This is a genomic window from Streptomyces sp. NPDC005899 (assembly GCF_040629645.1).
Taxonomy (GTDB): Bacteria; Actinomycetota; Actinomycetes; order Streptomycetales; family Streptomycetaceae; genus Streptomyces.
The window spans coordinates 16,280-39,143 of sequence record NZ_JBEXWB010000027.1 but is presented as its reverse complement, the minus strand read 5'-3'; the positions used below and the strand labels follow the sequence as shown (position 1 = coordinate 39,143).

Genomic DNA, 22,864 nt, shown 5'->3' with positions numbered 1-22,864 from the left:
GCGGGCGGTGGGCGGACGCCCCGGACGCCCCCGGCGTCCCGGCACCGGCCGGGAGCACGTGCCGCGTCCGGCTCCGCCGCTCCGGACCCCGTCCCTCATACCGGATCCACGTGCACGGGGGCGTCGTCCAGGAAGCCTCCCGACTGGTGCTGCCACAGCTTCGCGTAGGCACCCTCGGCCGCCAGCAGCTGCTGGTGCGTGCCCTGTTCCACGATCCGCCCGTGGTCCAGGACGACGAGCCGGTCCATGGAGGCGACCGTGCTGAGCCGATGCGCCACCACCAGGGCGGTGCGCCCGTCCATGAGGTGCCACAACGCCTTCTGGACGAGCACCTCGCTCTCGGAGTCCAGGGCGCTGGTCGCCTCGTCGAGCAGCAGGACCGGCGCGTCGCGCAGGATCGCCCTGGCGAGGGCCACCCGCTGCCGCTGTCCGCCGGACAACTTGACCCCCCGTTCGCCCACCATGGTGTCGAAGCCGTCCGCGAGCGAGTCGGCGAACTCCGTGACGTGGGCCGCGTCGGCCGCGCGGCGGATCTCCGCCTCGGTGGCGTCCGGTCTGGCGAAGGCGATGTTCTCCCGCAGCGTCCGGTGGAACATCGCCGGGTCCTGCGGCACGTAGGCGATGAGGCTGCGCAGGTCGGCCTGGCGCAGGGTGCTGATGTCCTGCCCACCGATCGTGATCCGGCCGGAGTCGATGTCCGCCATCCGCAGCAGCAGCCGGCCGAGTGTGGTCTTGCCGCCGCCGGACCGGCCGACGAGCCCGATCCTCGCACCGCTGCCCACCTCCAGGTCGAGGCCCGCGAAGAGCGGTTCCGCGCCCGCGTGGGCGAAGTGCACCTGCTCGAAGCGGACGTCGGCGGCCCCGGTCAGCAGTGGCTCGGGGTCCTCGGGATCCAGCACCGCCGGTCCCGTGAGCAGCAGTTCGGTGAACCGCGCCGCCTCCGTCATCGAGCTCTCCAGGCGGCGGTAGATCTGGTTGAACTCGAACATGATCCGCGTCGCGTTGCTGTAGTAGGTGAAGGCGACGACAACCGCTTCCACACCGTGCCCTCCCCCGCCGAGGGTGATCGCGAGCAGCAGCCCCATGGTGTTGGTCAGCACGGACATCGGGGCGACCAGCGTGTCGATGCGCAGGTTGCCGTAGTCCCAGGACCGCAGCGTGAGCCGGCGGGACTGCGCGACCCGGGACCGGTGCTCGGCGGCCTCGCGCTCCTCCGCGCCGAAGGCCCGGACCGTGTCCATGTTCATCAGGCTGTCGGCCACGTGGCCGGACACCTGGGCGATCGCCTCCTCCCGCCGGTCGACGAGCGCCTGGCGCCGGCGGATGAGCGGTGCCACGCACAGTGCGGTGACCGCGATCATCGCCAGGAGTCCCAGGACGAGCAGCGGATCGTAGCCCCACAGCACGACGGACCCGAACAGCAGGGGCACGAAACTGCCCACGACCGAGAAGGTCAGGGTGTCGACGCACTCCTCGAAGCGGGACGCGAAGCTCAGGACCCTCTTGGTCAGCGACCCGGCGAAGTTGTCGTGGAAGAACGTGGCGTCCTTGGCGTACAGCTCGTCCATGCCGATCACGTACAGGTGCTCGATGCCCCGGGCGTCGAGGCGGTTCAGGAAGTGCAGGCCGAGGCGCCACAGCGCCTCCGCGGCCAGCAGGACGCCGGCGAAGCCCAGGACGTAGGGAAGCAGCGGGCCGAGGGTGCCGGTGCCGCCGTCGGCGAGGTGGCCGACGAGTTTCGCGACGATCAGCGGCGCGATGTAGTGGATGCCGATGTTCCCCAGCGCCGGCGACAGCATCGCGGGTACGGTCAGCCACCTGAGCCGGGCCAGCTCCCGTCCGTAGTAGCGCAGTGCCAGCAGCACCGGCCCCGTGCCCGGCGATGTCTCACGCACGTGCGATTCCATGTCCCCCCTGTGGTCGTGCGGCGAGCCCGTCGGCAGGCGTCTCGGGAGAGGCGGTGCCACGGTGCCGGCCGCGGGCGGTTCGGTCCGGTCGGACACCCTGGGCCGTCCTCCGGCAGCCGGGGCACGACGGCGCAGTCCCCCTCCGGATCGCGGCGACCTGTCCGCGTGCGTCGGGAAAGCCAGGAACCGCAGTGTCCCGCGACGGCGTCCGGGCGGTCCACGCGTTATTCCCGGCCATCGGCCGGGACCACGACCGCCTCAGCCGCCTCGGTCCCGGCGGTCGGGAGCAACGCGACGGGGGCACCCCGCGGTCCGCGGTGCCCCCGTCGCCGTGACCGGGCCTCGGCTCAGCGGCCCGGCCCGGATGCCGTGGAACCCGCACCGCGTGCCCGTGGTCCCCGGGAGGCGTGGGCGCGTCCGCCGGTCACCGGCCGGTGCGCGCCCCGCTACTGCGGTGCCGGTGCGGTGGAACCCCTGGGGGTGAGTGAGGGGGTCGGGACCTGGAGGGCCCCGGTGTGCGTGCCCTCGATGAGCGAGAAGAGGGCCCGGGCCACCTCCGCGCCGAAGTGGTGCACGTCGTGGCTCATGGCCGACAGGGTCGGATGCGTGATCCGGCACAGCTGGGAGTCGTCCCATGCGAGCAGGGAGACGTCGTCGGGCACCACGAAGCCCATCTCCGCGGCGACGCCGGCGCCGGCCACGGCCATGATGTCGTTGTCGTAGACGATGGCGGTCGGGCGGTCCGCCGACAGGAGCAGGGACCGGGTCGCGCGTGCGCCCTCCCTCTCGTCGAAGCCGGTCGCGATCTGCCGCCCCTCCTCCAGCCCCAGTTCTCGTACCGTCGCCGCGAAGGCCCTGGTCCGGATGGCGCTGTGGCCGAAACCGGCCGGGCCGCCCACCCGCGCCAGGCGGCGGTGGCCCAGCGCGGCCAGGTAGCGGACGGCTTCCGCCGTGGCGGTGGCGTCGTCCGTCCAGACCGCGGGGAAGGAGCCGGTGAGTGACGGGTGTCCGACGGCGACCGCCGGCAGGCCGATGGCCTGGAGCGCCGGTACGCGCGGGTCCGCCTCCCTGAAGTCGACGAGGACGGCCCCGGCGATGGTCTGACTGCGCCACCAGGATTTGTACAGGTCGATCTCCTCGTCGACGTCGCGCACCAGCCGCAGGAGGAGCGAGCACGACCGCTCGGCCAGGACGCTCTCGATGCCGGAGATGAAGTCCATGTAGAACGGCTCCAGGCCCAGCAGCCGGGCCGGCCGGCACAGGGCCAGCCCGATGATGTCGACCCGCTGGCTGGACAGGCTCCGGGCCGTCTGGTTCGGTGCCCAGCCCAGGTCCCGGGCGGCTTCGAAGATGCGCTCGCGCGTGGCGTCCGAGACTCCCGGTTTGTGGTTGAACGCCAGGGAGACGGCCCCCTTGGAGACGCCGGCCCGGGCGGCGACGTCCTTGATGGTGATGCGGGCCGGTGCGTTCACCTGCCGTCCACACAGAACAGGGCCGCCCGTACGTCGTCCGCGGTGACCGTGCCGCAGCCGTCGACCCGGATCCGCACCTGCTCACCGGGCAGCAGCGTCGTGAGGCCCCGGTCGGCCCGCGCGCCGGGGCCGAGCCGGTCGGCCTGGAGCAGGAGGTCCCTGACGAGTGTGCGTGCGTTCACCACGACGTCGATCCTACCGCCGCCGTCCGCGACGGGTTCGGTCCCGACGTCGAAGACCGGCTCCACGTAGGCGAAGTCCTTGTCCGGCACCGGGAAGTACAGGGCGCGCAGGCCGTCGGCGTCGGCGACGAGGAACTCCTCGGCGGAGCGTGCGGCCGGCACGAGCCCGGCGGGAACCGGCAGGCGTGCGACGGAGCGCGGGGCGACCGTCACCTCGATCGTGCTCCCGTCGACCGACGTGCCGTCGGCCCGCAGGAGGCGCAGGGCCACCGACGTGTGCCAGTGCGCCGCGCCCTGGTTGGCCACCGCGAGGACCGTGCCCTCGTCGCCGGGCTGCAGGGTCAGCAGCCTGTCCGCGTAGACGCGCCGCAGCTCGTGGTGGAGCGGTTTGGGGCGGCCGTCACCGTCGACGGCGGCCCAGGAGCTCACCGGCCAGCAGTCGTTGAGCTGCCAGACGACGGTGCCGGCGCACCTGGGCCAGTGCGAGCGCCAGTGCTCGATGCCCGTGGCGACGGCGCGGGCCTGGACGACCTGGGTCAGGTAGTGCCAGCGGTCGAAGTCGCCTTCGGGCAGGGCGAAGTGGCGTGCGACCCCGCGGTCGAGCTTGCCGTTGCCGTCCTCCGCCTTCTGGTGGTGCAGCATGCCCGGGGAGTCGGGCGCCAGCTCCTCACCGGGCAGAGCGCGCCGGAGCGTGGCCATGGCGGGAGGCGCCTGCCAGCCGAACTCGGCGACGAAGCGGGGGACGTTCGCACGGTACTCGGCGTAGTCCTGACGGTTCCACACCTCCCACGAGTGGTAGGTGCCGTGATCGGGGTCGTTGGGGTGGTGGTCCCATGATCCGGACCACGGGCTGCCGGCCGCGTAGGGGCGGGTGGGGTCGAGCTCGGCGACCAGGCAGGGCAGCAGGCCGAGGTAGTACCCCTCCCCCCAGGACGCGCTGTCGAGTTCCGGCTCCCAGCCCCAGTCCCGGAAGCCCCACAGGTTCTCGTTGTTGCCGTTCCAGAGCACCAGACTGGCGTGCGGCATGAGCCGGACGACGTTGTCCCGCGCCTCGGCCTCCACCTCCCCGCGCAGGGGCTGCTCCTCGGGGTAGGCGGCGCAGGCGAAGAGGAAGTCCTGCCAGACCATCAGCCCCAACTCGTCACAGGCGTCGTAGAACGCCTCGTCCTCGTAGATGCCGCCGCCCCAGATGCGCACCAGGTCGATGTTGGCGTCCACCGCCTGCGAGAGCCGGGTGCGGTAGCGCTCGGGTGTGACGCGCGAGGGGAAGACGTCGTCGGGGATCCAGTTCACCCCGCGGGCGAAGATCCTCTCCCCGTTGACCACCAGGGTGAAGCCCGTGCCGTGCGCGTCGGCGCTCCGGTCCAGCTCGACGGTGCGGAAGCCGATGCGCCGGCGCCAGGTGTCGAGCTCCTTGTCCCCGTCGAGCAGGGTGACGTCGAGGTCGTACAGGGGTTGGCCGCCGTATCCGCGCGGCCACCAGAGGCGGGGGTGCTCGACGTCCAGGCGCAGCACGGCCTCGTCGCCGTCGAAGCGGATCTCGGCCTCCTCGCCCGCCACCTCGGCGCGTGCCCGCAGACCGCGGCCCGCCCCCTGGGCCGTGCGCTCCACCCGGATCCGCAGCTCCACGTGCCCCGTTCCCTCGTCGACGGTCACCAGGGGGCGGACGGACGCCAGGCGCGCGGTCGACCAGTGCTCCAGCCGCACGGGCCGCCAGATGCCGGCGGTGACCAGGGTCGGCCCCCAGTCCCACCCGAAGCTGCAGGCCATCTTGCGTATGTACTGGAAGGGTTCGGGATACACGTTGGGCCGGTCCCCGGTGAGCGCGCGTACGGCTTCGGCCTCGTCGTAGGCGGAGGCGAACCGTACGTCCAGGCGGCCGGTCAGCCCCGTGACGTCGAAGCGATAGGTGCGGTGCATGTTCCGGGTGGTGCCGACCTCCCGGTCGGCGAAAGTGATCCGGGCCGCGGTGTCCAGACCCTCGAAGACGAGGTCGGTCCGCTCGTGCGCGCTGTCGTGCGAGACGTGGTTGACGTACGTCCATGCCTGCCGGCCGACCCAGGCGACCTCGGTCTCGTTGCGCGCGAGGAAGGGGTCGGGAATGACGTCCGCGGCCAGCAGGTCGGTGTGGACGCAGCCTGGTACCCGGGCCGGCAGCAGCGCCTCGGCGTGGCACAGGCTCCAGCCGTCGGTGAGCGGGGTGACGTCCTTCATGGTGCGGCTCCGATCGCCTGAGGCGCGTTGGCAGATGTATGACGCCGCACAACTTAACCCGCCGACAGGACCATGTCCATAAACCGGTCTAGTCACCGTTCTGTAATCTGCCGAACACGCAGAGGCCCATGAAGGGTCGTTCCGGCACCTGTCGGTAACGATTGAACATCGTCATGGAAACCGGAGCTTTACCGGTTCACACGGGTCCTGTCATAGTGCCAACATCCCACGCAGACCAGAGCCGCCATCTTGAGGAGTTGGGCACATGGGGAAGACCAGGACGCTCGCAGGCACACTCGTGACCGCTGCGGCGCTGGCCGTGACCGGATGCAGCGGCGGAGGTGCGGCGTCCACCGAGACCGCCGAGGCCCCCACCGATCCGAGCAGGACGACCGGCACGATCACCGTTCTGACACAGCGCACGGACCTCGTCCAGAGCGGGGCCATGGACGACTACGCCGCGGCGTTCAACAAGACCTACCCGAAGGTCAAGGTGAAGTTCGAGGGCCTCACCGACTACGAGGGCGAGGTGAAGATCCGGATGAACACCGAGGACTACGGTGACGTCCTCATGATCCCGGCCGCCGTCTCGAAGAACGACTACCCCAAGTTCTTCGCCCCCCTCGGCACCTCGGGCGAGATGTCGAAGAAGTACCGCTTCAGCGACAAGACGGACGTCGACGGCAAGGTCTACGGTCTCGCCCAGTTCGGGACCGCCAACGGCTTCGTCTACAACAAGGCCGTCTGGAAGAGGGCCGGCGTCACCGGGTGGCCGAAGACACCGGAGGAGTTCCTCGCCGGGCTCGAGGCGGTCAAGGCCAAGACCGACGCCGTCCCCTACTACACCAACTTCAAGGACGGCTGGCCGCTGGTCCAGTGGACCGCCAACATCGGATCGGTGACCTGCGACAGCTACGCCACCAACGAGCTGGCCGGAGCGGTCTCACCCTGGAAGGACGGCAGCGAGCTGCGCGTGATCGACACGCTGCTGCACGACACCGTCAAGGCGGGGCTTTCGGAGAAGGACCCCAGCACCACCAACTGGGAGGCGTCCAAGGCCAAGATCGCCAAGGGCGAGATCGGCACCATGATGCTGGGCTCCTGGTCGATCACGCAGATGAAGGACGCGGCCCGGAAGGCGGGGGCGAACCCGGACGACATCGGGTTCATGCCCTTCCCGGTCCAGAAGGGCAACGAGGAGTACTGCGCCACGCTCGTCTCGGACTACCAGCAGGCGGTCAACGCCCACTCCGAGCACAAGGAGGCGGCACGGGCCTGGGTGGACTGGTTCACCGAGAAGTCCGGCTACTCGGCCAAGGAGGGGGCCGTCCCCACGCTGAAGTCGGCCCCCATGCCGGATACGCTCAAGGACTTCGTTGACAACGATGTCACCTTCGTGGAGCGCTCCGAGCGGGACACGGGCGAGGTCAACGACATCGACAACGCGGCCGAGATCGGGCTGAACAAGCCCGACTACCGGCAGAAGCTGATCGACATCGCCCGCGGTGCCGAGAAGGGCAGCCTCCAGGACTACTTCGCCGAACTCGACCGGAAGTGGAACGAGGCGGCGAAGACCGCCGGCTCCTGAGCGGTCGAGGTGCGCCCCGGCCGCTCACACCGGCCGGGGCCCCGCCCCTCCCGCGTGCACGGGACGACGACGCGGATGACGAAAGGCCCGACATGACCGGAACGACCCAGGTGGCGAGCGCGAAAACGCACCGCGCCACCCCCTCACGTCGCAACATCACCAGGAACGGCAGCAGCCCGGGGGTCCCGAGGACGCGGGGAGACCTGCTGCGGCGTGCGACCCCGTGGCTGTTCCTGCTGGCACCGCTGGCGCTGCTGATCACGTTCACCTACGTCCCCGTGGGCAACATGGTCTACTACAGCTTCACGGACTGGGACGGCATCAGCCCGGACCGCGATTTCACGGGCGTGGACAACTACGTCCAGATCTTCACCCGGCCCGAGCTGTTCCGGGTGTTCTTCGTGAGCTTCTACTACCTGGCGGCGTCGGCGGTGCAGATCGTCATCGCCCTGTACTTCGCCACGGTGCTCAGCTTCGACCTGCGGTTCCGCAACCTGTTCAAGGGGCTCCTGTTCTTCCCCTACCTCATCAACGGCGTGGCCATCGGGTTCGTCTTCCTGTACTTCTTCCAGGACGGCGGCACACTCGACTCCGTCCTGTCCTGGTTCGGTGCGGGGACCGGCCACGCGTGGCTGGGTGACCCGGCCTCGGCCAACACCTCGCTCGCCGGCGTCTCGGTCTGGCGCTTCACCGGCCTGAACTTCGTCCTGTTCCTCGGCGCCATCCAGTCGATCCCGGGCGAGCTCTACGAAGCCGCCCAGCTGGACGGGGCGACCCGCTGGCAGCAGTTCCGCCACATCATCGCCCCGAGCATCAGGCCCGTCGTGAGCCTCAGCATCATCCTGGCGATCTCCGGATCCCTCGCGGTCTTCGAGATCCCGTACATCATGACCGGCGGCGCGACCGGCACCTCCACGTTCGTCATCCAGACGGTCAAACTCGCGTTCCAGTTCAACAAGACGGGGCTGGCCTCGGCCGCCGCCGTGGTGCTGCTGCTGATCATTCTCCTGATCACCTGGATCCAGCGCCGGCTCGTGCCCGACGAAAAGGTGGACCTCGTATGACCACGGCCCCGCGGACCGCCGCCCGCACCCGTCCCGCGCCCGGCCCCCGGCGGGCCCGCCACCGCGGCCGGCTCGGGCAGGCACTCGTCCACCTCTCGCTCGTCGTCGCCTCGCTGGTCGTGCTCCTCCCCCTCGCCGTCGTCTTCCTCACGTCCCTGAAGACGTCCGAGGAGGTCACCGAGGGCGGTGCGCTCTCACTGCCGGGCGACTGGCTCAACTTCGCCAACTACGCCACGGCCTTCTCCGACGGCCACATGCTGACGGCGTTCGGCAACACCGCGTTCATCCTGCTCTTCTCGATCACCGGCACGGTGATCATCGGGTCGATGACGGCGTACGCCATCGACCGCTTCCACTTCCGCGCCAAGAAGCTCGTCATGGGCCTCTTCCTCGTCGCCACCCTGGTCCCCGGGGTCACCACGCAGGTGGCCACCTTCCAGGTCATCAACAGCTTCGGGCTGTTCGACACACGGTGGGCCCCGATCCTGCTCTACATGGGCACGGACATCGTCTCGATCTACATCTTCCTGCAGTTCATCCGCGGCATCCCCGTCTCCCTCGACGAAGCCGCGCGGCTGGACGGGGCCAACTCGTTCACCATCTACCGCAGGATCATCTTCCCGCTGCTCAAGCCGGCGGTCGCCACCGTCGTCATCATCAAGGGGATCACCACCTACAACGACTTCTACATCCCGTTCCTGTACATGCCCTCCCAGGAGCTCGGCACGATCTCCACGGCCCTGTTCCGTTTCAAGGGGCCCTTCGGAGCCCACTGGGAGAACATCTCGGCGGGAGCGGTCCTCGTCATCCTCCCCACCCTGGTGGCGTTCCTGTTCCTGCAGCGCTACATCTACAACGGCTTCGCCCAGGGCGCGACGAAGTAGCTCCACCGCCCGTCCTCGACGGCACGTCACGTGCGCGTCACCCACCCGGCCCCGCTCCTTCGCGAGGGGCCGCCGCCTGTGCCGGCGGCCCACTCCGCTGTGGGTGACCGCGGCCGGACAGGCGAGTGCCCCGTGCCGCTCCCCACCGCGCGTCCTGTCGCGAAGCGGGCGGCCTCGCGGGCCCGGGGCCCGCTGTCCGACGGCGGCAGGCCCTCTCCGGCTCGCTGCCGCGGTCGCCGTCCGGCGCTACCGTAGGACGGTTTCCAGCAGCAGGTCGCTCAGGTCCGCCGGCATGGTGATCATGCAGTCGTGCCCGGTCGGCAGTTCCCGTATCCGTGCCGGCGAGCCGTTGGGCTGGGTAGCGGGGACCGGCCGCCGCACGATGCCTTCCGGCTCCGCGCCGACGCAGTGGATGTGCGTGCGCGCGATGGAGCCGACGGCAGGGTTGTCCAGCCGGACCGGTTGCCGCAGGCAGCGCACGGGATGGTCGGAGAGCGTCGCACGCAGCCGTGCGACGTCCGCGGGGTCGGTGACTCCGAACAGGCCGAGGGGCGGGGGCATCTCGGGCAGCGGTGGGACGCGCCAGCCGTGGCCGGACGCGGCGGCGAGATCGATCAGGTTCTGGGTCATGGGCTGCACGTCGACGGCGGTCTCACCGTGCTCCGGGACCATCGCGTCGAGGTACACCAGGTGCGCGATGCGTTCCGGCACCTCGTTCGCCACGGACGAGACGACCAGCCCCGCGTAGCTGTGACCCACGAGCACCACCTCGGTCAGGTCCTCCTCGTGGATCAACTGGAGGACGTCGGCGACGTGCGTGTCGAGCCCCACCTCGGGACCGAGCAGGTGTGCCTTGTCGCCGTAGCCGGTCAGTGAGGGCGCGAGCACGCGGTGTCCGGCCGATTCCAGCAGCGGGACCACCCGCTCCCAGCACCGGCCGTCGTGCCAGGCGCCGTGTACCAGCAGAAAAGTCGACATGCGGTTCTTCCTCTTCGGGGCATGGAGGCGCGCGAGCAGTGTGGTTCCTCTTCGTGCCTCGGTACTCTTCGGGAACCGAGATCATCGTGCTGCACCTGCCGCACCCCGATCAATAAGGCACATTTCGGTGCCCCGGTTCTCTGGAGGTAACCATGAGCGGCACAGTGGGCGGCGAGTCGCGGCCCGAGGACCCGTGCCAGGCGCGTGAAGTGCTCGGCATCGTCGGCGACAAGTGGTCGCTGCTGATCGTGCGCAACCTCAGCCAGGGGCCGCGCCGCTTCACCGAACTCAAGCGGGCCGTCGACGGGATCAGCCAGCGCATGCTCACCGTGACCCTGCGCGGGCTGGAACGCGACGGGATCGTCACACGGACCGTCCGCAACGTCATGCCGCCGCACGTCAGTTACGAACTCACTCCGATGGGCAGGACCCTCCGCGAAGCGACCGCTCCCCTGCTGGAGTGGAGCATCACCCACCTGACGCACATCGACGCCGCCCGCGCCGTGTACGACGCACGCGCCGACACCTCGCCCGCCTGACCCCGGCCCGGCTGTACTCACTCACCGGCGGGTCGACTCGCCCGCTCGCTTTTGTACGTGTGCTGGCGTGGTGTCACACCCTGCGTCGCGTCGCGGCGGTGCCGCCGCGGCAGCGACACACACAGCGGCCACGACCGTGCACAGGCTCCAGCCGCGGCGACCGCCGGTGCCGCTGCGCGACGCACCGTTCGGCGTTCGGGAAAGCACTGCGCCGATGACGGCGGCCCCGGCCCCGAGCGGTACCGACCAGCACCGCGGCCCCGGGTTGTGACACCGCCGCACGGGCACCGTCCTCGACGCGGCCGCGGGGACGGCCGGGCCACGCCTCTCCTGGCCGGGCGGTGCCTCCAGCAGTGCCGGAAGAGCTCCGGGTGGCCGGGGGCGGACGACCGCGCCGGCGGCCCCCCGGCCGGATCCGGGAGGCCGCCGCTGCCCGGTGTGTCACCCCTTCGAGCAGGCTGCCCCGTTGAGCGCGAAGGCGGCCGGGACACCGTTGGCACCCGTGGACGAGCCGTTGAGGCCGAAGCTGACGGTCCCGCCCGCCGGGATCGACTCCGTCCACGACTCGTGCGCCGCCCGCACCCGCGTGCCCTGCTGGGTGACCTTGGCGTTCCAGGCCGAGTTGAGCCGCTGCTGACCGGGGAAGTCGAACTCCAGCTGCCAGCCCTTGACCGGCGCCGACCCGGTGTTACGGATGGTCACGTCCGCGTTGAACGTGTTCCCCCAGTCGCTGAGACGGTAGGTGACCCGGCACGCCCCGGACGCCTGGCCGTCCGCGGTGGTCACGTGCACCACGGGCGAACGGGCGGAGCGGTTGCCCGCCGCGTCCCGGGCGTAGACGGCGAAGGAGTAGGCGGTGGCCGGCGTGAGGCCTGCCACGGTGGCACCGGTGGTCGTGGTCGTCGTGGCGTGGACGTCCTGGCCGTCCTTGACCCGCACGACGTCGTAGGCGGACACCGCCGTGTCATCGGTGGCCGGGCCCCAGGTGAGTGTGACGCTGTCGGAACGGACACCGGAGGCGGTGGGCGTGCCGGGCGCCGTGGGCGGCCGGGTGTCACCGCCGGAGCCACCGAACACGCTCGCCTCGCGGGCCGTCCGGCGGATGCCGTCGGCACCGTTGACGATGCGGTCACCCCAGGGGGTGAGCCGTGTGGCGTCGAACCCGGTGGCCATGTCCAGGTATTCGACACCACCGCCGTTGCCGCTCCAGGACCAGCCCAGGTAACCGAGCCCGAGCCGTTCGGCGGTCGCCATGATGGCGTCCTCGTCGGGGTTGCCGTCCGAGTGGGCGTCGCCGAACTCGCCGACGAGGACGGGCAGGCCCCGGGAGACGAAGTGGCCCAGGTAGTCGTCGACCTCGGCAGCCGTGTCGTACACCCCGTACATGTGGATGGAGAAGATGGTGTTGCGGTCGGGGTCCGCCTCGAAGACCTCCGGTGCGGTGTCCCGCATGGTGTGGGACCAGTCCTGTCCCCAGTTCGGGGCGTCCACCATGAGCGTGTGGTCGAAGCCCTCGGCCCGCATCCGCCGGACGGCCTCCTGCGTGCCGGAGGTCCAGGCGGTGTAACCCGTGTTCCCGTAGGGCTCGTTGCCGAGGTTGAGGATGACGTATTCCTCCTCCCCCTCGACGGCGTCCTGGACGTCGGTCCAGTAGTCGACCGCCTCGGACAGGGAGACCGCCGCGCCCGCCTCGCCGTACCCGGTGGTGTCGTGCGCCTCCAGGACGCACACGAGGCGGTTCGCCTTGCACTGCGCGACGATTCCGGCCACGTCCGCGGTGTCGTTCTTCGTCCACTGGTCGCCCGTGCTCAGCACGACGCGTACCGAGTTCGCGCCCAGCGCCTTGACGTCCTTGAGCGCCTGGGTGGTGCGCGCCGGGTACCAGGTGTGGGCGTGGTTGATTCCGCGCAGGACGAAGTCGTTCCCGTTGGCGTCCGTCAGGCGGCCGTCGCTGATGTGGAAGCCGGTGGCTGCCGCCGGCGCGGCCTGCGCGGCGGATGGAGCGGTGAGGGCTGTGGCGGCCATGGCCAGCAACGCTCCCGCCGCGGCGGCCAGTCTTCTGCTCATCACTTACCTCCGGTGGGATGGCGCGTGCACGCCGGTGCCCTGACGCGCGGCGCGTACGGCGATGGGGTGGTGCCGGTCGTTCCTGGACGTGGGCACGGATAGGCCGTGTTCGGGCCCGCCGGGTATTCGTCCCGCAGCTCGGCCGGCGCTTGTACGGTGCGCCGGTCCGGCGTACGTGTATTGCGTTTCCGATGCCTTTTCCGGGTGGCCCACGCCGCCCGGGCAGACGCGGTGAGAGGCGAATGGAATTCCGCGGGGCAGTCGCCGCGATGCCTGGGCGACGGGTACGACGAGCCGTGTGCGGCGACTGGAAGAGAGGCTAGGGGCAGAGCGGCTCCGGGACAAGCATTCGAACCAAACCGGTTAAGTTCGGTGGCATCGCGCCGTGGTGAGTGACGCCGGGCGCCCCGACCGCCCCGTCCTGCCCCCTGCCGGAGGACGGTTCGTGGACCGCCGAGGGGCCTCCGGCTCGGGGACCGACGGCCTCCGGGCGGGCTCGTGGCCCGCCCGGAGGGGTGTGGTTGCGGTTGCCGACGGTGCCGTGGCGGGCCGGGCGAGGGGACGATACGGCGGACACCGCGACTCCCCGGCCCCCGGGGTGGCCCGGTGCGATCGGCGCGGGGAGAGGCGCACCACGGCCGGGGAGCCTGCACAGTGGCCGGAGCGCCCACGGACCCGACTCCCTCGGGCCCGGGCTTACGGGCCCCGTCGCCGGCGACTGCCGTTCCGCGCGGGGCCCCGGGAGCCGTCTGGCGCCTGCCACCCGCCGCCTGCCGTCCGGGAGGCGGACCCGGGGCGTGGCAGCCGACGGGATCAGGAGCTCAGCGAGTTCGCCGGTTCCCGCCGGCTGCCCCCCTGGGCGGCAGCCGTGGCGGCGGCGCCGATGAGCCCGGCGTCCAGCGCGAGCCCGGCGGGCACGACGGAGATGCCACGGGTGAAGTCGAGTACGGCGTAGTCCTCCATGGACCGCCGCAGCGGGGCGAACAGGACGTCCCCCGCCTGAGCGACGCCTCCCCCGATGACCACGCGTTCCAGCTCCACCAGCGCCGCGGTCGCGGCTATCGCCGCCGCCAGCGCCTGCGCCGCCCTCCCGTAGGCCGCGACCGCCCGGCCGTCGCCGGAGCGAGCCGCCTCGGCGATCGTCGCCGCGTTCGCCGGCGCCCCCGGCGGAGGCGTCCAGCCGAGGGACCGGGCGTGAGCGGCGATCGCCGTCCCGCTCGCGAGGCTCTCGACACAGCCCGGCGCCCCGCAGGCGCAGCGGGGGCCGTTCAGATCGACTGTCATGTGCCCTATGTGTCCGGCATTGCCCGTCCGGCCGGCGTGCACCTCACCGCCGAGGACCAACCCGCCTCCGACGCCTGTGGAGACCACCATGCACAGCGCGTTCCCGACCCCGCGCGCGGCGCCGAGCCAGTGCTCGGCGGCGGTCATGGCGACGGCGTCCCCCACGAGTACGGGGAGGATGCCGAACGGCAACCCGGCGTGCGTCCGCACCAGGTCGACGAGCGGAAAGCTGCGCCAGCCGGGGATGTTGACGGGACTGACCGTGCCCGCCACCGTGTCCACGGGCCCTGCGCTCGCGATGCCCAGACAGGACAGCCCGCTCCAGGCCGAGTGGGCCGCCAGGTCGTCCAGCACCGTCATCACGGCCGCCGCCAGCTCCCCCGCGGGCCTCGTGGCCGGCGTCGCACGCTGGGCACGGGCGACGAGGCGGCCCTCCGCGTCGACCAGCGCCCCCGCGATCTTGGTGCCGCCGATGTCGAGTGCTCCGTACACCATGTCCTACCGCCCTTCCGTGGAGGAGCGCCCGATCGCCCCGGCTCGCTACTGTGCCTTGATCTGACAACGTTGTCTAGCGACGTTCACATGATCCAGTCTGGGTTTAGTAAAGTAGCGTCGCGCCACCGGACGGACGCTCCTGACGCAGCTATCCGGGAGGACGCCGAGCCGAGTGCGGCATCTCGCTTCCTCCACCACTCGCATACGGTCCCGCGCTCACCGTTCCGGCATACGGCGCGCCTTTCCGGTCGCGGGGAGAAACCCCATCGGGAGAAGGACGGCCACGGGGGTATGCCGACGGGCCGCCTCCCACCGGAATGCGAAACACCGGTGACACATCTATTGACATGGCGAGAACATCGGGTGCCTCATATGGGGGCAACCTCCCGGCACCGGTCACGCGTTACGGAGCCACCTCGCCGCACCACAGGCGGGCCCCCGACGCGTGGTCGCACACGGGTACCGGCAGGCCCGGCAGCCAGGGCTTCGTCCGACGCACCTCCACCGCACGGCCCCCACCCCCGGGCTTGACGGTGACAACGTTGTCCTCCCTCCCTGTCCGTCGCATGCCTGCCGGTACCACGCCTCCGGCAGTCGGTCCGGCGGCGTCCGCCCGGCACCGCGTCCCTCGCACCGCGTACGTCGCGGACCGGCTGCCGCCCCGAACCGTCCACGCTCCGCCGGCGCTCCGTCGTCGCCCCGGAGGCGTGCCGCACCTACGGCCCGGGCCTGTCCCGGGGCATCCCCATCCCCACCCCCACCCGAGGAGAGCTGTGAAGAAGCCACCGGAACCCACGCGAGCCACTCTCGTGGCCATGACGATCGCCGGTCTGGTCGGCGTGCTGCTGTCGGTGTTCGGACCCACCCCGTCCGCGGAGGCCGCGACAGGCCTGCGGGTCAGCGACGGACGCCTGTACGAGGCGAACGGGAAGGAGTTCGTCATGCGCGGCGTGAACCACGCCCACGCCTGGTACCCGGACCGGACCGGCTCGATCGCCGACATCGCGGCCGAGGGAGCCAACACCGTCCGCATCGTGCTCAGCAGCGGTGACCGCTGGACACGGACCAGCACCGCCGAGGTCTCGTCACTGATCGGCCGGTGCAAGGCGGCCAAGCTGATCTGCGTCCTGGAGGTGCACGACACGACCGGCTACGGCGAGGACGGCGCGGCCGCCTCCCTGGACAAGGCCGCCGACTACTGGGTCGGTATCAAGAGCGCCCTGGAGGGTCAGGAGAACTACGTCGTCGTCAACATCGGCAACGAGCCCTTCGGCAACACCGGCACCGCCGCGTGGACCGGCGCGACGAAGAACGCGATAACCAAGCTGCGCAAGGCCGGCCTGCACCACGCCCTGATGGTGGACGCCCCCAACTGGGGCCAGGACTGGTCCGGCACGATGAGGGACAACGCCGCCTCCGTGTTCGCCTCCGACCCGGACCGGAACACGATCTTCTCGATCCACATGTACGGGGTCTACGACACCGCGGCGGAGGTGCGGGCCTACCTGAAGCACTTCGTCGACAACCGGCTGCCCCTCGTCGTGGGCGAGTTCGGCGACCAGCACAGCGACGGCAACCCGGACGAGGACGCCATCATGGCGACGGCTCAGTCCCTGCGGCTGGGATACCTCGGCTGGTCCTGGAGCGGGAACGGCAGCGGAGTCGAGTACCTGGACCTGGTCAGCGGTTTCGATGCCACCTCGCTCACCAGCTGGGGCAAGCGCCTCTTCGACGGGAGCAACGGCATCTCCGCCACCTCCGCGCGCGCGACCGTCTACGGCGGCAGTGGCGGCACCGCCCCGAACGGCTACCCGTACTGCGCGAGCAGCTCCTCCGACCCGGACGGTGACGGCTGGGGCTGGGAGAACAGCCGCTCCTGCGTGGTCCGCCGCGGTTAGCCGGACGTCTGAACGGCCCGGCCCGCCCAGCGGTCCGGGCCGGCGCTCCTCCCGTTCCCGCGCGCGGGCGGGAGGGGCGTCCGGGTCCGGACGGTCGGCCCGACGCTCCGTCCTGAGGACGGATGGCGGCTCCCGCCCGGTGCCGGCACGAACAACTCCCGCCCCGTGCCGGCAGATCAGCGCCGCGACGCGGGGCCGGAGCGGGATTCCTGGTCCTCCTGCTCCGGTGCGCGGTGCCGGCTGCCCTCGACGGCGCGTTCCATGCACACCAGCTCGTCCCTGTCGTCCCACCTCGTGGCGATGGCGAAGCCGAGGCGTGCGTACAGCGCGACGGCCTTCTCGCGCCACCGCCACACCGACAGCCGGACGGTGTCGGCCCCGGCCTCCGCAGCATGACGCAACGCGGCATCGAGGAGGGCGGACGCGACCCCACGGCCACGGGACGCCGGCGTCGTCCACAGCCGCTTGAGCTCCACCCGCCGCCCGACCGGAGCGGTCACCACGACGCAGCCCACGGCCGTCCGCCCACTCACCGCCACCAGCACGGTGTCCCCGGCGAACGCGGTCCGCGGGTCCTCGACCTCGGCCCGGTACCGGGGAGGCAGATCGGCCACGCGGTCGACGGGTTGCCCCTTCTCCTTCTCCGTCCGCAGGTGGTAGGCGGCCAGGAGCCCGGAGAGCTCCGCCGCACCTGCACGGCTCCGCACAGGCCAGTCAGCCGTCACGACGTCAAGGCGGTCAGCGGTCATGGCGAACAGGATGACAGCCCCGTGCACGCCCGGCCGACGAGCCCTGGCCGTCGGCGTCGCCCCGGGGGGCAGCCACCCGTCCACGGCCGTGGACAATGGCACCGACCGCACGGACTCGACGAGGAGCACGAACCGGTGACCGACGACACCCGCCCCGGACCGCCCCGCCTCGGCAGCGAACGGGACACGCTCCGCGCCTTCCTCGACCACCACCGCGCGACTCTCGCCATGAAGTGCGAAGGGCTCACGGACGACGAACTGCGGCGGCGGTCGATGCCTCCTTCGGCGCTGTCGCTGCTCGGGCTGGTGCGGCACATGGCGGAGGTGGAACGCGCCTGGTTCCGCCGGGTCTTCGAGGACAACGACGCACCCATGGTCTGGTCGAAGACCATCGACTTCCAGGCCGCGTACGACGCGAGCGCGTCGACCGGGGCGGAGGCGTTCGCCGCCTGGGAGGCCGAGACCCGGCACTCACGCCGCATCGAGAGGGAGGCCGGCTCCCTCGATCTGGTCGGTTACCAGCCGAGGTGGGGCCAGGAGGTGTCACTGCGCATGGTGATGGTGCACGTGCTCCTCGAGTACGGCCGTCACAACGGGCACGCCGACCTCCTGCGTGAGGGGATCGACGGGACCGTGGGCGCCTGAGCCCGCAGGGCACGGTGCGACACCTCGGAAGCCGTCGACCACCGTCCGGCGGGTGCAGCGGCCGGGAGTGGTGGCAGTGACCTCCGGGAGTGGCCGGATCCGCCGAGGTGGCGTCACGTCGCGCGACCGGAGTGCCTCGCGCGTGCTCGTCTCACGAGGTGAAGTCGGAGATGAGGTGATCCAGGCACCGTTCGACCACGGCCGCGATGGTCAGTGCGGGGTTGACGGCGGCTGTCGACCCGGGCATGAGGGCCCCGTCCAGGCAGTACAGTCCGCGGTGGCCGCGCAGCCTGCCGTGGAGGTCGGTGCTCCTGCCGAGTACGACGCCGCCGACGGGGTGCGCCACGACGGGATGTGACGGGCGGCCGGCCGGCACCGGGCGGGCACCGGGCAGGTAGCGCGCGACATGGCGCACGAGGTCCTCCACCGCGCGTACGGACGTGGTGTCGTACGCGGCCTCCCACTTGAGTCGTGGTCTGCCGTCGGCTGCCAGGGTCCACCGGCCGAAGCGGTCGGAGAGGCCCATTCCCAGGCAGACCAGGAGTCCTGATCCCACGGGGAAGGACATGGGTGAGTGCATCACGCCGGCGCTGCCGTCGGCGTTGCGCACGAGTACCGCCGGGGGGCCGCCCTGCGGCGCACCGACGGGTACGGGCGACGTCCGGACGAGGACCAGGTGGTCGCCGTTGGACCCCCAGCCGTCGCCGACGGACTCGTGCAGCCCGGGCAGGGCACCGGTCTCGCGCGCGGTCAGCAGCATGCGCGGTGTGTGGGCCCCGGCCGCGAGGATCAGCTTGTCGCAGACGAACACCAGGCGCTCGACGGCCGTCCCCTGCTCGTCCAGCCGCTCGGCGGACACCCGGTAGCGGCCCGTGCGGTCCTGGGACACGTGGGTCACCCGGTGGAGCGGGCGGACCTCGGCCCTGCCGGAGGCTTCGGCCCGCGCCAGGTAGGTGCGGTCCACGCTCATCTTCGCGCCGCTGTTGCAGCCGGTGAAGTGGTACTGGCCGACCGTGGCCGAGGGTGTCCCGGTGCCGTCCAGTTCGCCTCGGACGACGTCGAAGTCGTAGGTGCTCACGATGGTCTCGGCCGACAGCCCGGACCTCTTCGCGGCGAGGCTCCACAGGCGGTTGGACCGGTACGGTGCGCGGGCGAGCAGTTCCCCGGGGAACGGGGCGGCCAGCAGGCGTCTGCGCGCGCGGGGGTAGTGGACGCGGTCGAGCTCGTCGTAGTCGATTCCGGCGGGGAACACCCTGCGGAAGGGTTCGGGCCGGGGCTGTGCGAGCACACCTCCGTAGACCAGGGTCCCCCCGCCGACTCCCGCGCCACTGACGATGACGACGCCGTCCTGGGTGTTCACGTCCAGCAGTCCGGTCGAGCGGGGTAGTGCCGCGGAGAGTGCGCGGCGGAGCAGGGACGGCACCGGCCCCCGACCCGGCGGCAGGGGGGTGGAGTCGTCGTCCAGCCACACCAGCCGGCTGTCGAGGGAGGGAAACGAGGGGAAGGTGTCCCCGGCGGGGGTCACGGGCCATCGCCGGCCTCGTTCCAGGACCACGCTCCTCACTCCCGCCTCGGCCAGCCGGAAGGCCGCGATGCTCCCGCCCACACCGCTGCCGACGATGACGACGCCATGCCGTTCCTCGCGGTCGGTGCGGGTGCCGGGTGCGACCGGCGGTGCCGTACGGCCGGCAGGATCCGGCAAGCCCGTCCGCCCGTCCGTCCCGCTGTCCCCCGCCTCGGGTGCGGGGCGCTGCTGTGGTGTGTCGTTCACGGAGGTCCTCCCCTGCCGGTGGTCTTCCGGGTGCTGGGTCGCGGGTGTTCGTGGTCGTCGCGGACGAAGGAGCTGAGGGCGTCCACGAACTCCTCGTGGCTGTCGAGGTGGGAGACGTGCCCGGCACCCACCAGGACGGTGAGGCGGCCCGCCGGCAGACGGCGTGCCGCGGTCCGGCCCTGCCAGACGGGGAAGAGCTGGTCGCAGCCTCCCCAGATCACCAGGGCGGGTACGTCGATCTCGTGCAGGCGGTCGGTCACGATGATGCTTCGGCGCTGCCCGGTGATGTCTCCGCACGCACGGAACACCTTCATCGACGTGCGCAGCGTCTGTCGTGACCGGGCCAGCCGGAACTGGGCGGCCCAGGTGCTCGCGGGTATGCGCCAGGGCCGGCGGAGCAGCAGGTTGCTCGAGAGGGTGAGCGCGGCGGCGCCTCCGGGGAGGGAGACGAAGGCGGACAGCAGGTCGGAGGCGCGCTCCGGCAGCAGGGCCAGCATGACGGCGCCGGGGTGGACCGCCCGGCCGAGCCCGCAGGCGTTGACCAGCGTCAGTCTGCTGACGGCGTGCGGATGGCGCAGGGCGAGTTCCGCGACCACGAGGCCGCCGTAGGAGTGGCCCACCGCGATGACGGAGTCCACCTCCAGGGCGTCGAGGAAGTGCATGAGGAACGAGGCCATGGTCGAGGGGCGCACGTCCGGTCCGGGACTGGTGCCGCCGAGTCCGGGCAGTGAGACCGCGATGGCACGGTGGGTAAGGGCCAGTTCGTCCATGACGGGGAACCAGTCCTGCGGGTCCGAAGCGATCCCGGGCACCAGAAGGACCACCGGGCCTTCCCCCGCTTCGTAGTAGAGGGTGGAGAGTCCATCCACCAGCACGCGTCGCTTGGTCGGCTTGTGGTCGGTCATGCGATTCCTCCTGGAGCCGAGCGTGGCGAACGGTCCATGCGGTGCTCCCGCCGCTCGGGACGGCCGGAGCCGGGTGGGGCGTCCGGTGCGGTCAGGTGAAGACCAGGTCGTCCGTCACCGCGTCACGTCCCGCGAGCCACAGACCCAGTGCTTCTCTGGGGCCCCGGACCTTCGGCGCGGACGGGGAGCGGGCCCCCACCGCCGGGTATCCGTCCGTGGGAACCACCCGGTACCGCAGGACGCGCAGGTTGGTGGTCAGGCTCAGCATCGCTCCGTCCCAGAGGATGAACGTCGGCACGGCGGCGGGGAGGTCCCTGTGCAGGCCGAGGCCGCGCACGATGTCCTGGTGATGGATCGCGAGGTCTCCCAGGGTGACCGCGGCACCGATGCGGCTGGTCAGTGACGGCTGGTCCGCCCAGATCCTGGCCCGCTCCATGAGGTGGCCGCGACCGAGACGGCGGGCCCTCGCCACCTGTGCGCGGTTGGCGGCGTGGAGGAAGGGGCCGTAGGGGAGATAGGTCGTCAGGGGCCTGTCCACGGCCATGAGGTGTCCGAGTACGTCCCTGGGTGACCACTCGGTGCACAAGGTGGGCCCGGCTTCGAACTGCTCGTCAGGCAGCAGTTCCAGCGTGGTGATCAGGCGGTGCCTTTCGGCACGCAGCTCCTCTTCCAGGGGAAGTCCCATCGCCTACGGCCTCCTGTCGGCTCATGCGGACGGGGATCGGTCCGGGTGCCGGGGCCGGTCCGTGTGGACGGCGGAACGGTCCCCGGCGTGACGGCGCGGGTCAGCCGCTGATCATTTCGTCGAGGCTCTCTTCCAGGCAGTGGTGGAAGAGAGCGGGGTCCGTGACGGCGGCGGGGTCGAGGTTGGTCCCGATGGCGCACGTGCCGTCGTGCGAGGCCATGGAGATGTTGGCGGCGGCGCCGCCTCTGGGTGCCCAGGCCACCGCGTTCACCACCCGGGCGCCCGCGGCGAAGGTGGTGCGGGAGAAGCCGGGGACGCTGGTGACCACGATGTCGACTCCCCTCCGCAGCACCGGGGGCACGGCCAGCCGGTGGACGACGCCGGGCACGCAGGACCCGAGGTCGGCCAGAGTGGTGTACACGTCCCGGACCAGGGCGTCGCGCGCCTCGGTGATCGAGGCGTGCACGGCGGACATGCGCGCCGGGGCCGGCAGGTCGCCGATCGGCCCGGCGATGCGTACGGACGCGATGATGTTGCCGGCTCCGGTCTCGTCGGGCCGGCGTATGTTCACCGGCACCAGGGTCGGCACGCTCCTGCGGCTGACCCCCTGGTACGCGTGGTACCGGTGGAACGCGCCGAGAACCGCCGAGATGTAGGCCGAGGTGACGGACACACCGGCGCTCCTGCCCGCCGCCTTGAGGTCCGTCAGCGGGACGGTGACCAGTCCGCAGTGGCTCGCGGCGCTGCGTCGGCGCAGCAGTGGCGAGGGAGCGAGGGGCTGGAGCAGCTGGGCGGCGGACCGGGCGGCGAGACGGGCGCGTTCGCCGGCCGCGTACGGCGTCGTCAGCCATCGCACGGTCTCCTGGAGGAGCGCCCGTGTGCCGCCGGTGAAGCCGTGGGCCGCCGAGGACAGCGGGAGGCGCGCGTCCGGGGTCGTGCGCCGTTCGGCGTGCTCCTCGGGGTACCGCGCGACGGGGAGGCCGGCCGGCGCGGCGTCGGGGAGCAGTCTGTCCATGACCGAGACGATGGTGACCGCGTCGCCGACACTGTGGTGCCACTTGAGGAGGATCGCGGCCCGCTCCTGTTCGTAGCCCTCGACGAGGGTGGCCTCCCACGGCGGGTGCGAGGGGTCGAAGTCCGCGCCCGCACGCCACTCGACGAGGTCCAGGAGATCGCGCGGCCCCGCGGGCTCGGGGAGGCTCAGCCGGTGCACGTGCCGGGTGAGGCGGAAGTCGGGGTCCGGTACCCATGCGGGGGTCCCGGTCCGCAGGGCCGTGTCCACCACGCGGTGGGTGAGCCGGGGAAGTCTCCTGACGACCCACCGGCAGCCGTCGAGGAACACGTTCCAGTCGGGTGTCCTGTCGAGGAACCACAACCAGGTGACGTGCGGCCGGGTCAGCGGGTTCGTCCCCATGCGCCAGAAGAGCGTGTCGGTCCCGTTCATCGGGCCGGGAGAGGACCATCCGGCGATCGCCTGGGATCCGTGCATCAGCGCTCCTTCGGGGACGGTGCCGCGGGGACGGCCCGGTGGGCGGGA

At 71.4% G+C, this 22,864-nt stretch carries 17 protein-coding genes; 6 read left to right on the top strand and 11 right to left on the bottom strand.

All coding sequences use genetic code 11. The features are described 5' to 3' along the window. Positions 1-95: 95 nt before the first annotated feature. The 3 genes from ABZ371_RS06075 to ABZ371_RS06065 all read right to left on the bottom strand — a co-directional run bounded on the left by ABZ371_RS06075 (position 96) and on the right by ABZ371_RS06065 (position 5,775). A complete protein-coding gene (locus ABZ371_RS06075; protein WP_358674137.1) occupies positions 96-1,907 on the bottom strand; it encodes an ABC transporter ATP-binding protein in 1,812 nt (603 codons plus the stop codon). 446 nt (positions 1,908-2,353) lie between these two features. After that, positions 2,354-3,379: a LacI family DNA-binding transcriptional regulator gene (locus ABZ371_RS06070; RefSeq protein ID WP_358674134.1), complete on the bottom strand. Its 1,026-nt coding sequence runs from the start codon at positions 3,377-3,379 to the stop codon at positions 2,354-2,356. After that, on the bottom strand, positions 3,376-5,775 hold the full coding sequence (locus tag ABZ371_RS06065; RefSeq protein WP_358674132.1) for a glycoside hydrolase family 2 protein: 2,400 nt from the start codon (positions 5,773-5,775) through the stop codon (positions 3,376-3,378). The genes ABZ371_RS06070 and ABZ371_RS06065 overlap by 4 nt, the downstream gene beginning before the upstream one ends. Before the next feature lie 265 nt (positions 5,776-6,040). Here ABZ371_RS06065 and ABZ371_RS06060 point away from each other — a divergent pair, with 265 nt between their 5' ends. From ABZ371_RS06060 to ABZ371_RS06050, 3 genes are all read left to right on the top strand, one after another. Further along, positions 6,041-7,363 (top strand): ABC transporter substrate-binding protein, encoded by a 1,323-nt coding sequence (locus ABZ371_RS06060; protein ID WP_358674129.1) that lies wholly within the window; start codon positions 6,041-6,043, stop codon positions 7,361-7,363. 92 nt (positions 7,364-7,455) lie between these two features. Continuing rightward, positions 7,456-8,427 carry a sugar ABC transporter permease gene (locus ABZ371_RS06055; protein ID WP_358674126.1) on the top strand — a complete coding sequence of 324 codons (972 nt, stop codon included), beginning with the start codon at positions 7,456-7,458 and terminating at the stop codon, positions 8,425-8,427. Further along, positions 8,424-9,311 carry a carbohydrate ABC transporter permease gene (locus ABZ371_RS06050; RefSeq protein WP_358674123.1) on the top strand — a complete coding sequence of 296 codons (888 nt, stop codon included), beginning with the start codon at positions 8,424-8,426 and terminating at the stop codon, positions 9,309-9,311. Before ABZ371_RS06055 ends, ABZ371_RS06050 begins: the two co-directional genes overlap by 4 nt. 246 nt (positions 9,312-9,557) lie before the next feature. Here the strand turns inward: ABZ371_RS06050 and ABZ371_RS06045 are convergent, their stop codons facing one another. Next, the gene (locus ABZ371_RS06045) at positions 9,558-10,289 is read right to left on the bottom strand and encodes an alpha/beta fold hydrolase (protein ID WP_358674120.1); all 732 of its coding nucleotides are present in this window, start codon (positions 10,287-10,289) and stop codon (positions 9,558-9,560) included. A gap of 152 nt (positions 10,290-10,441) precedes the next feature. On the opposite strand from ABZ371_RS06045, the gene ABZ371_RS06040 reads away from it, so the two are divergent. Beyond that, entirely contained in the window at positions 10,442-10,828 is a 387-nt protein-coding gene (locus ABZ371_RS06040) for a helix-turn-helix domain-containing protein (RefSeq protein ID WP_358674117.1), read from the top strand. Positions 10,829-11,269: 441 nt separating this feature from the next. Here the strand turns inward: ABZ371_RS06040 and ABZ371_RS06035 are convergent, their stop codons facing one another. Both ABZ371_RS06035 and ABZ371_RS06030 read right to left on the bottom strand, forming a co-directional pair. Beyond that, positions 11,270-12,895, bottom strand: coding sequence for a cellulase family glycosylhydrolase (locus tag ABZ371_RS06035; RefSeq protein ID WP_358674114.1), 1,626 nt, complete (start codon positions 12,893-12,895; stop codon positions 11,270-11,272). A gap of 813 nt (positions 12,896-13,708) precedes the next feature. Then, positions 13,709-14,674 (bottom strand): ROK family protein, encoded by a 966-nt coding sequence (locus tag ABZ371_RS06030; RefSeq protein ID WP_358674111.1) that lies wholly within the window; start codon positions 14,672-14,674, stop codon positions 13,709-13,711. Between the two features lie 815 nt (positions 14,675-15,489). On the opposite strand from ABZ371_RS06030, the gene ABZ371_RS06025 reads away from it, so the two are divergent. After that, positions 15,490-16,572 (top strand): cellulase family glycosylhydrolase, encoded by a 1,083-nt coding sequence (locus ABZ371_RS06025; protein ID WP_358674109.1) that lies wholly within the window; start codon positions 15,490-15,492, stop codon positions 16,570-16,572. A 176-nt stretch (positions 16,573-16,748) separates the two neighbouring features. On the opposite strand, the gene ABZ371_RS06020 is transcribed toward ABZ371_RS06025, so the two are convergent. Beyond that, complete coding sequence (locus ABZ371_RS06020; protein ID WP_358674107.1) at positions 16,749-17,321, bottom strand: GNAT family N-acetyltransferase; 573 nt, start codon at positions 17,319-17,321, stop codon at positions 16,749-16,751. Between the two features lie 135 nt (positions 17,322-17,456). On the opposite strand from ABZ371_RS06020, the gene ABZ371_RS06015 reads away from it, so the two are divergent. Beyond that, positions 17,457-17,966 (top strand): DinB family protein, encoded by a 510-nt coding sequence (locus ABZ371_RS06015; RefSeq protein WP_358674104.1) that lies wholly within the window; start codon positions 17,457-17,459, stop codon positions 17,964-17,966. Positions 17,967-18,117: 151 nt separating this feature from the next. On the opposite strand, the gene ABZ371_RS06010 is transcribed toward ABZ371_RS06015, so the two are convergent. The 4 genes from ABZ371_RS06010 to ABZ371_RS05995 form a co-directional block, all read right to left on the bottom strand. Further along, positions 18,118-19,737 (bottom strand): GMC oxidoreductase, encoded by a 1,620-nt coding sequence (locus ABZ371_RS06010; protein WP_358674101.1) that lies wholly within the window; start codon positions 19,735-19,737, stop codon positions 18,118-18,120. Beyond that, on the bottom strand, positions 19,734-20,642 hold the full coding sequence (locus tag ABZ371_RS06005) for an alpha/beta fold hydrolase (RefSeq protein WP_358674098.1): 909 nt from the start codon (positions 20,640-20,642) through the stop codon (positions 19,734-19,736). The genes ABZ371_RS06010 and ABZ371_RS06005 overlap by 4 nt, the downstream gene beginning before the upstream one ends. Before the next feature lie 91 nt (positions 20,643-20,733). Then, positions 20,734-21,327, bottom strand: a complete 594-nt coding sequence (locus ABZ371_RS06000; protein ID WP_358674095.1) for a maleylpyruvate isomerase family mycothiol-dependent enzyme — start codon at positions 21,325-21,327, stop codon at positions 20,734-20,736. A 100-nt stretch (positions 21,328-21,427) separates the two neighbouring features. Continuing rightward, entirely contained in the window at positions 21,428-22,816 is a 1,389-nt protein-coding gene (locus tag ABZ371_RS05995; protein WP_358674092.1) for a wax ester/triacylglycerol synthase domain-containing protein, read from the bottom strand. Positions 22,817-22,864: the final 48 nt, after the last annotated feature.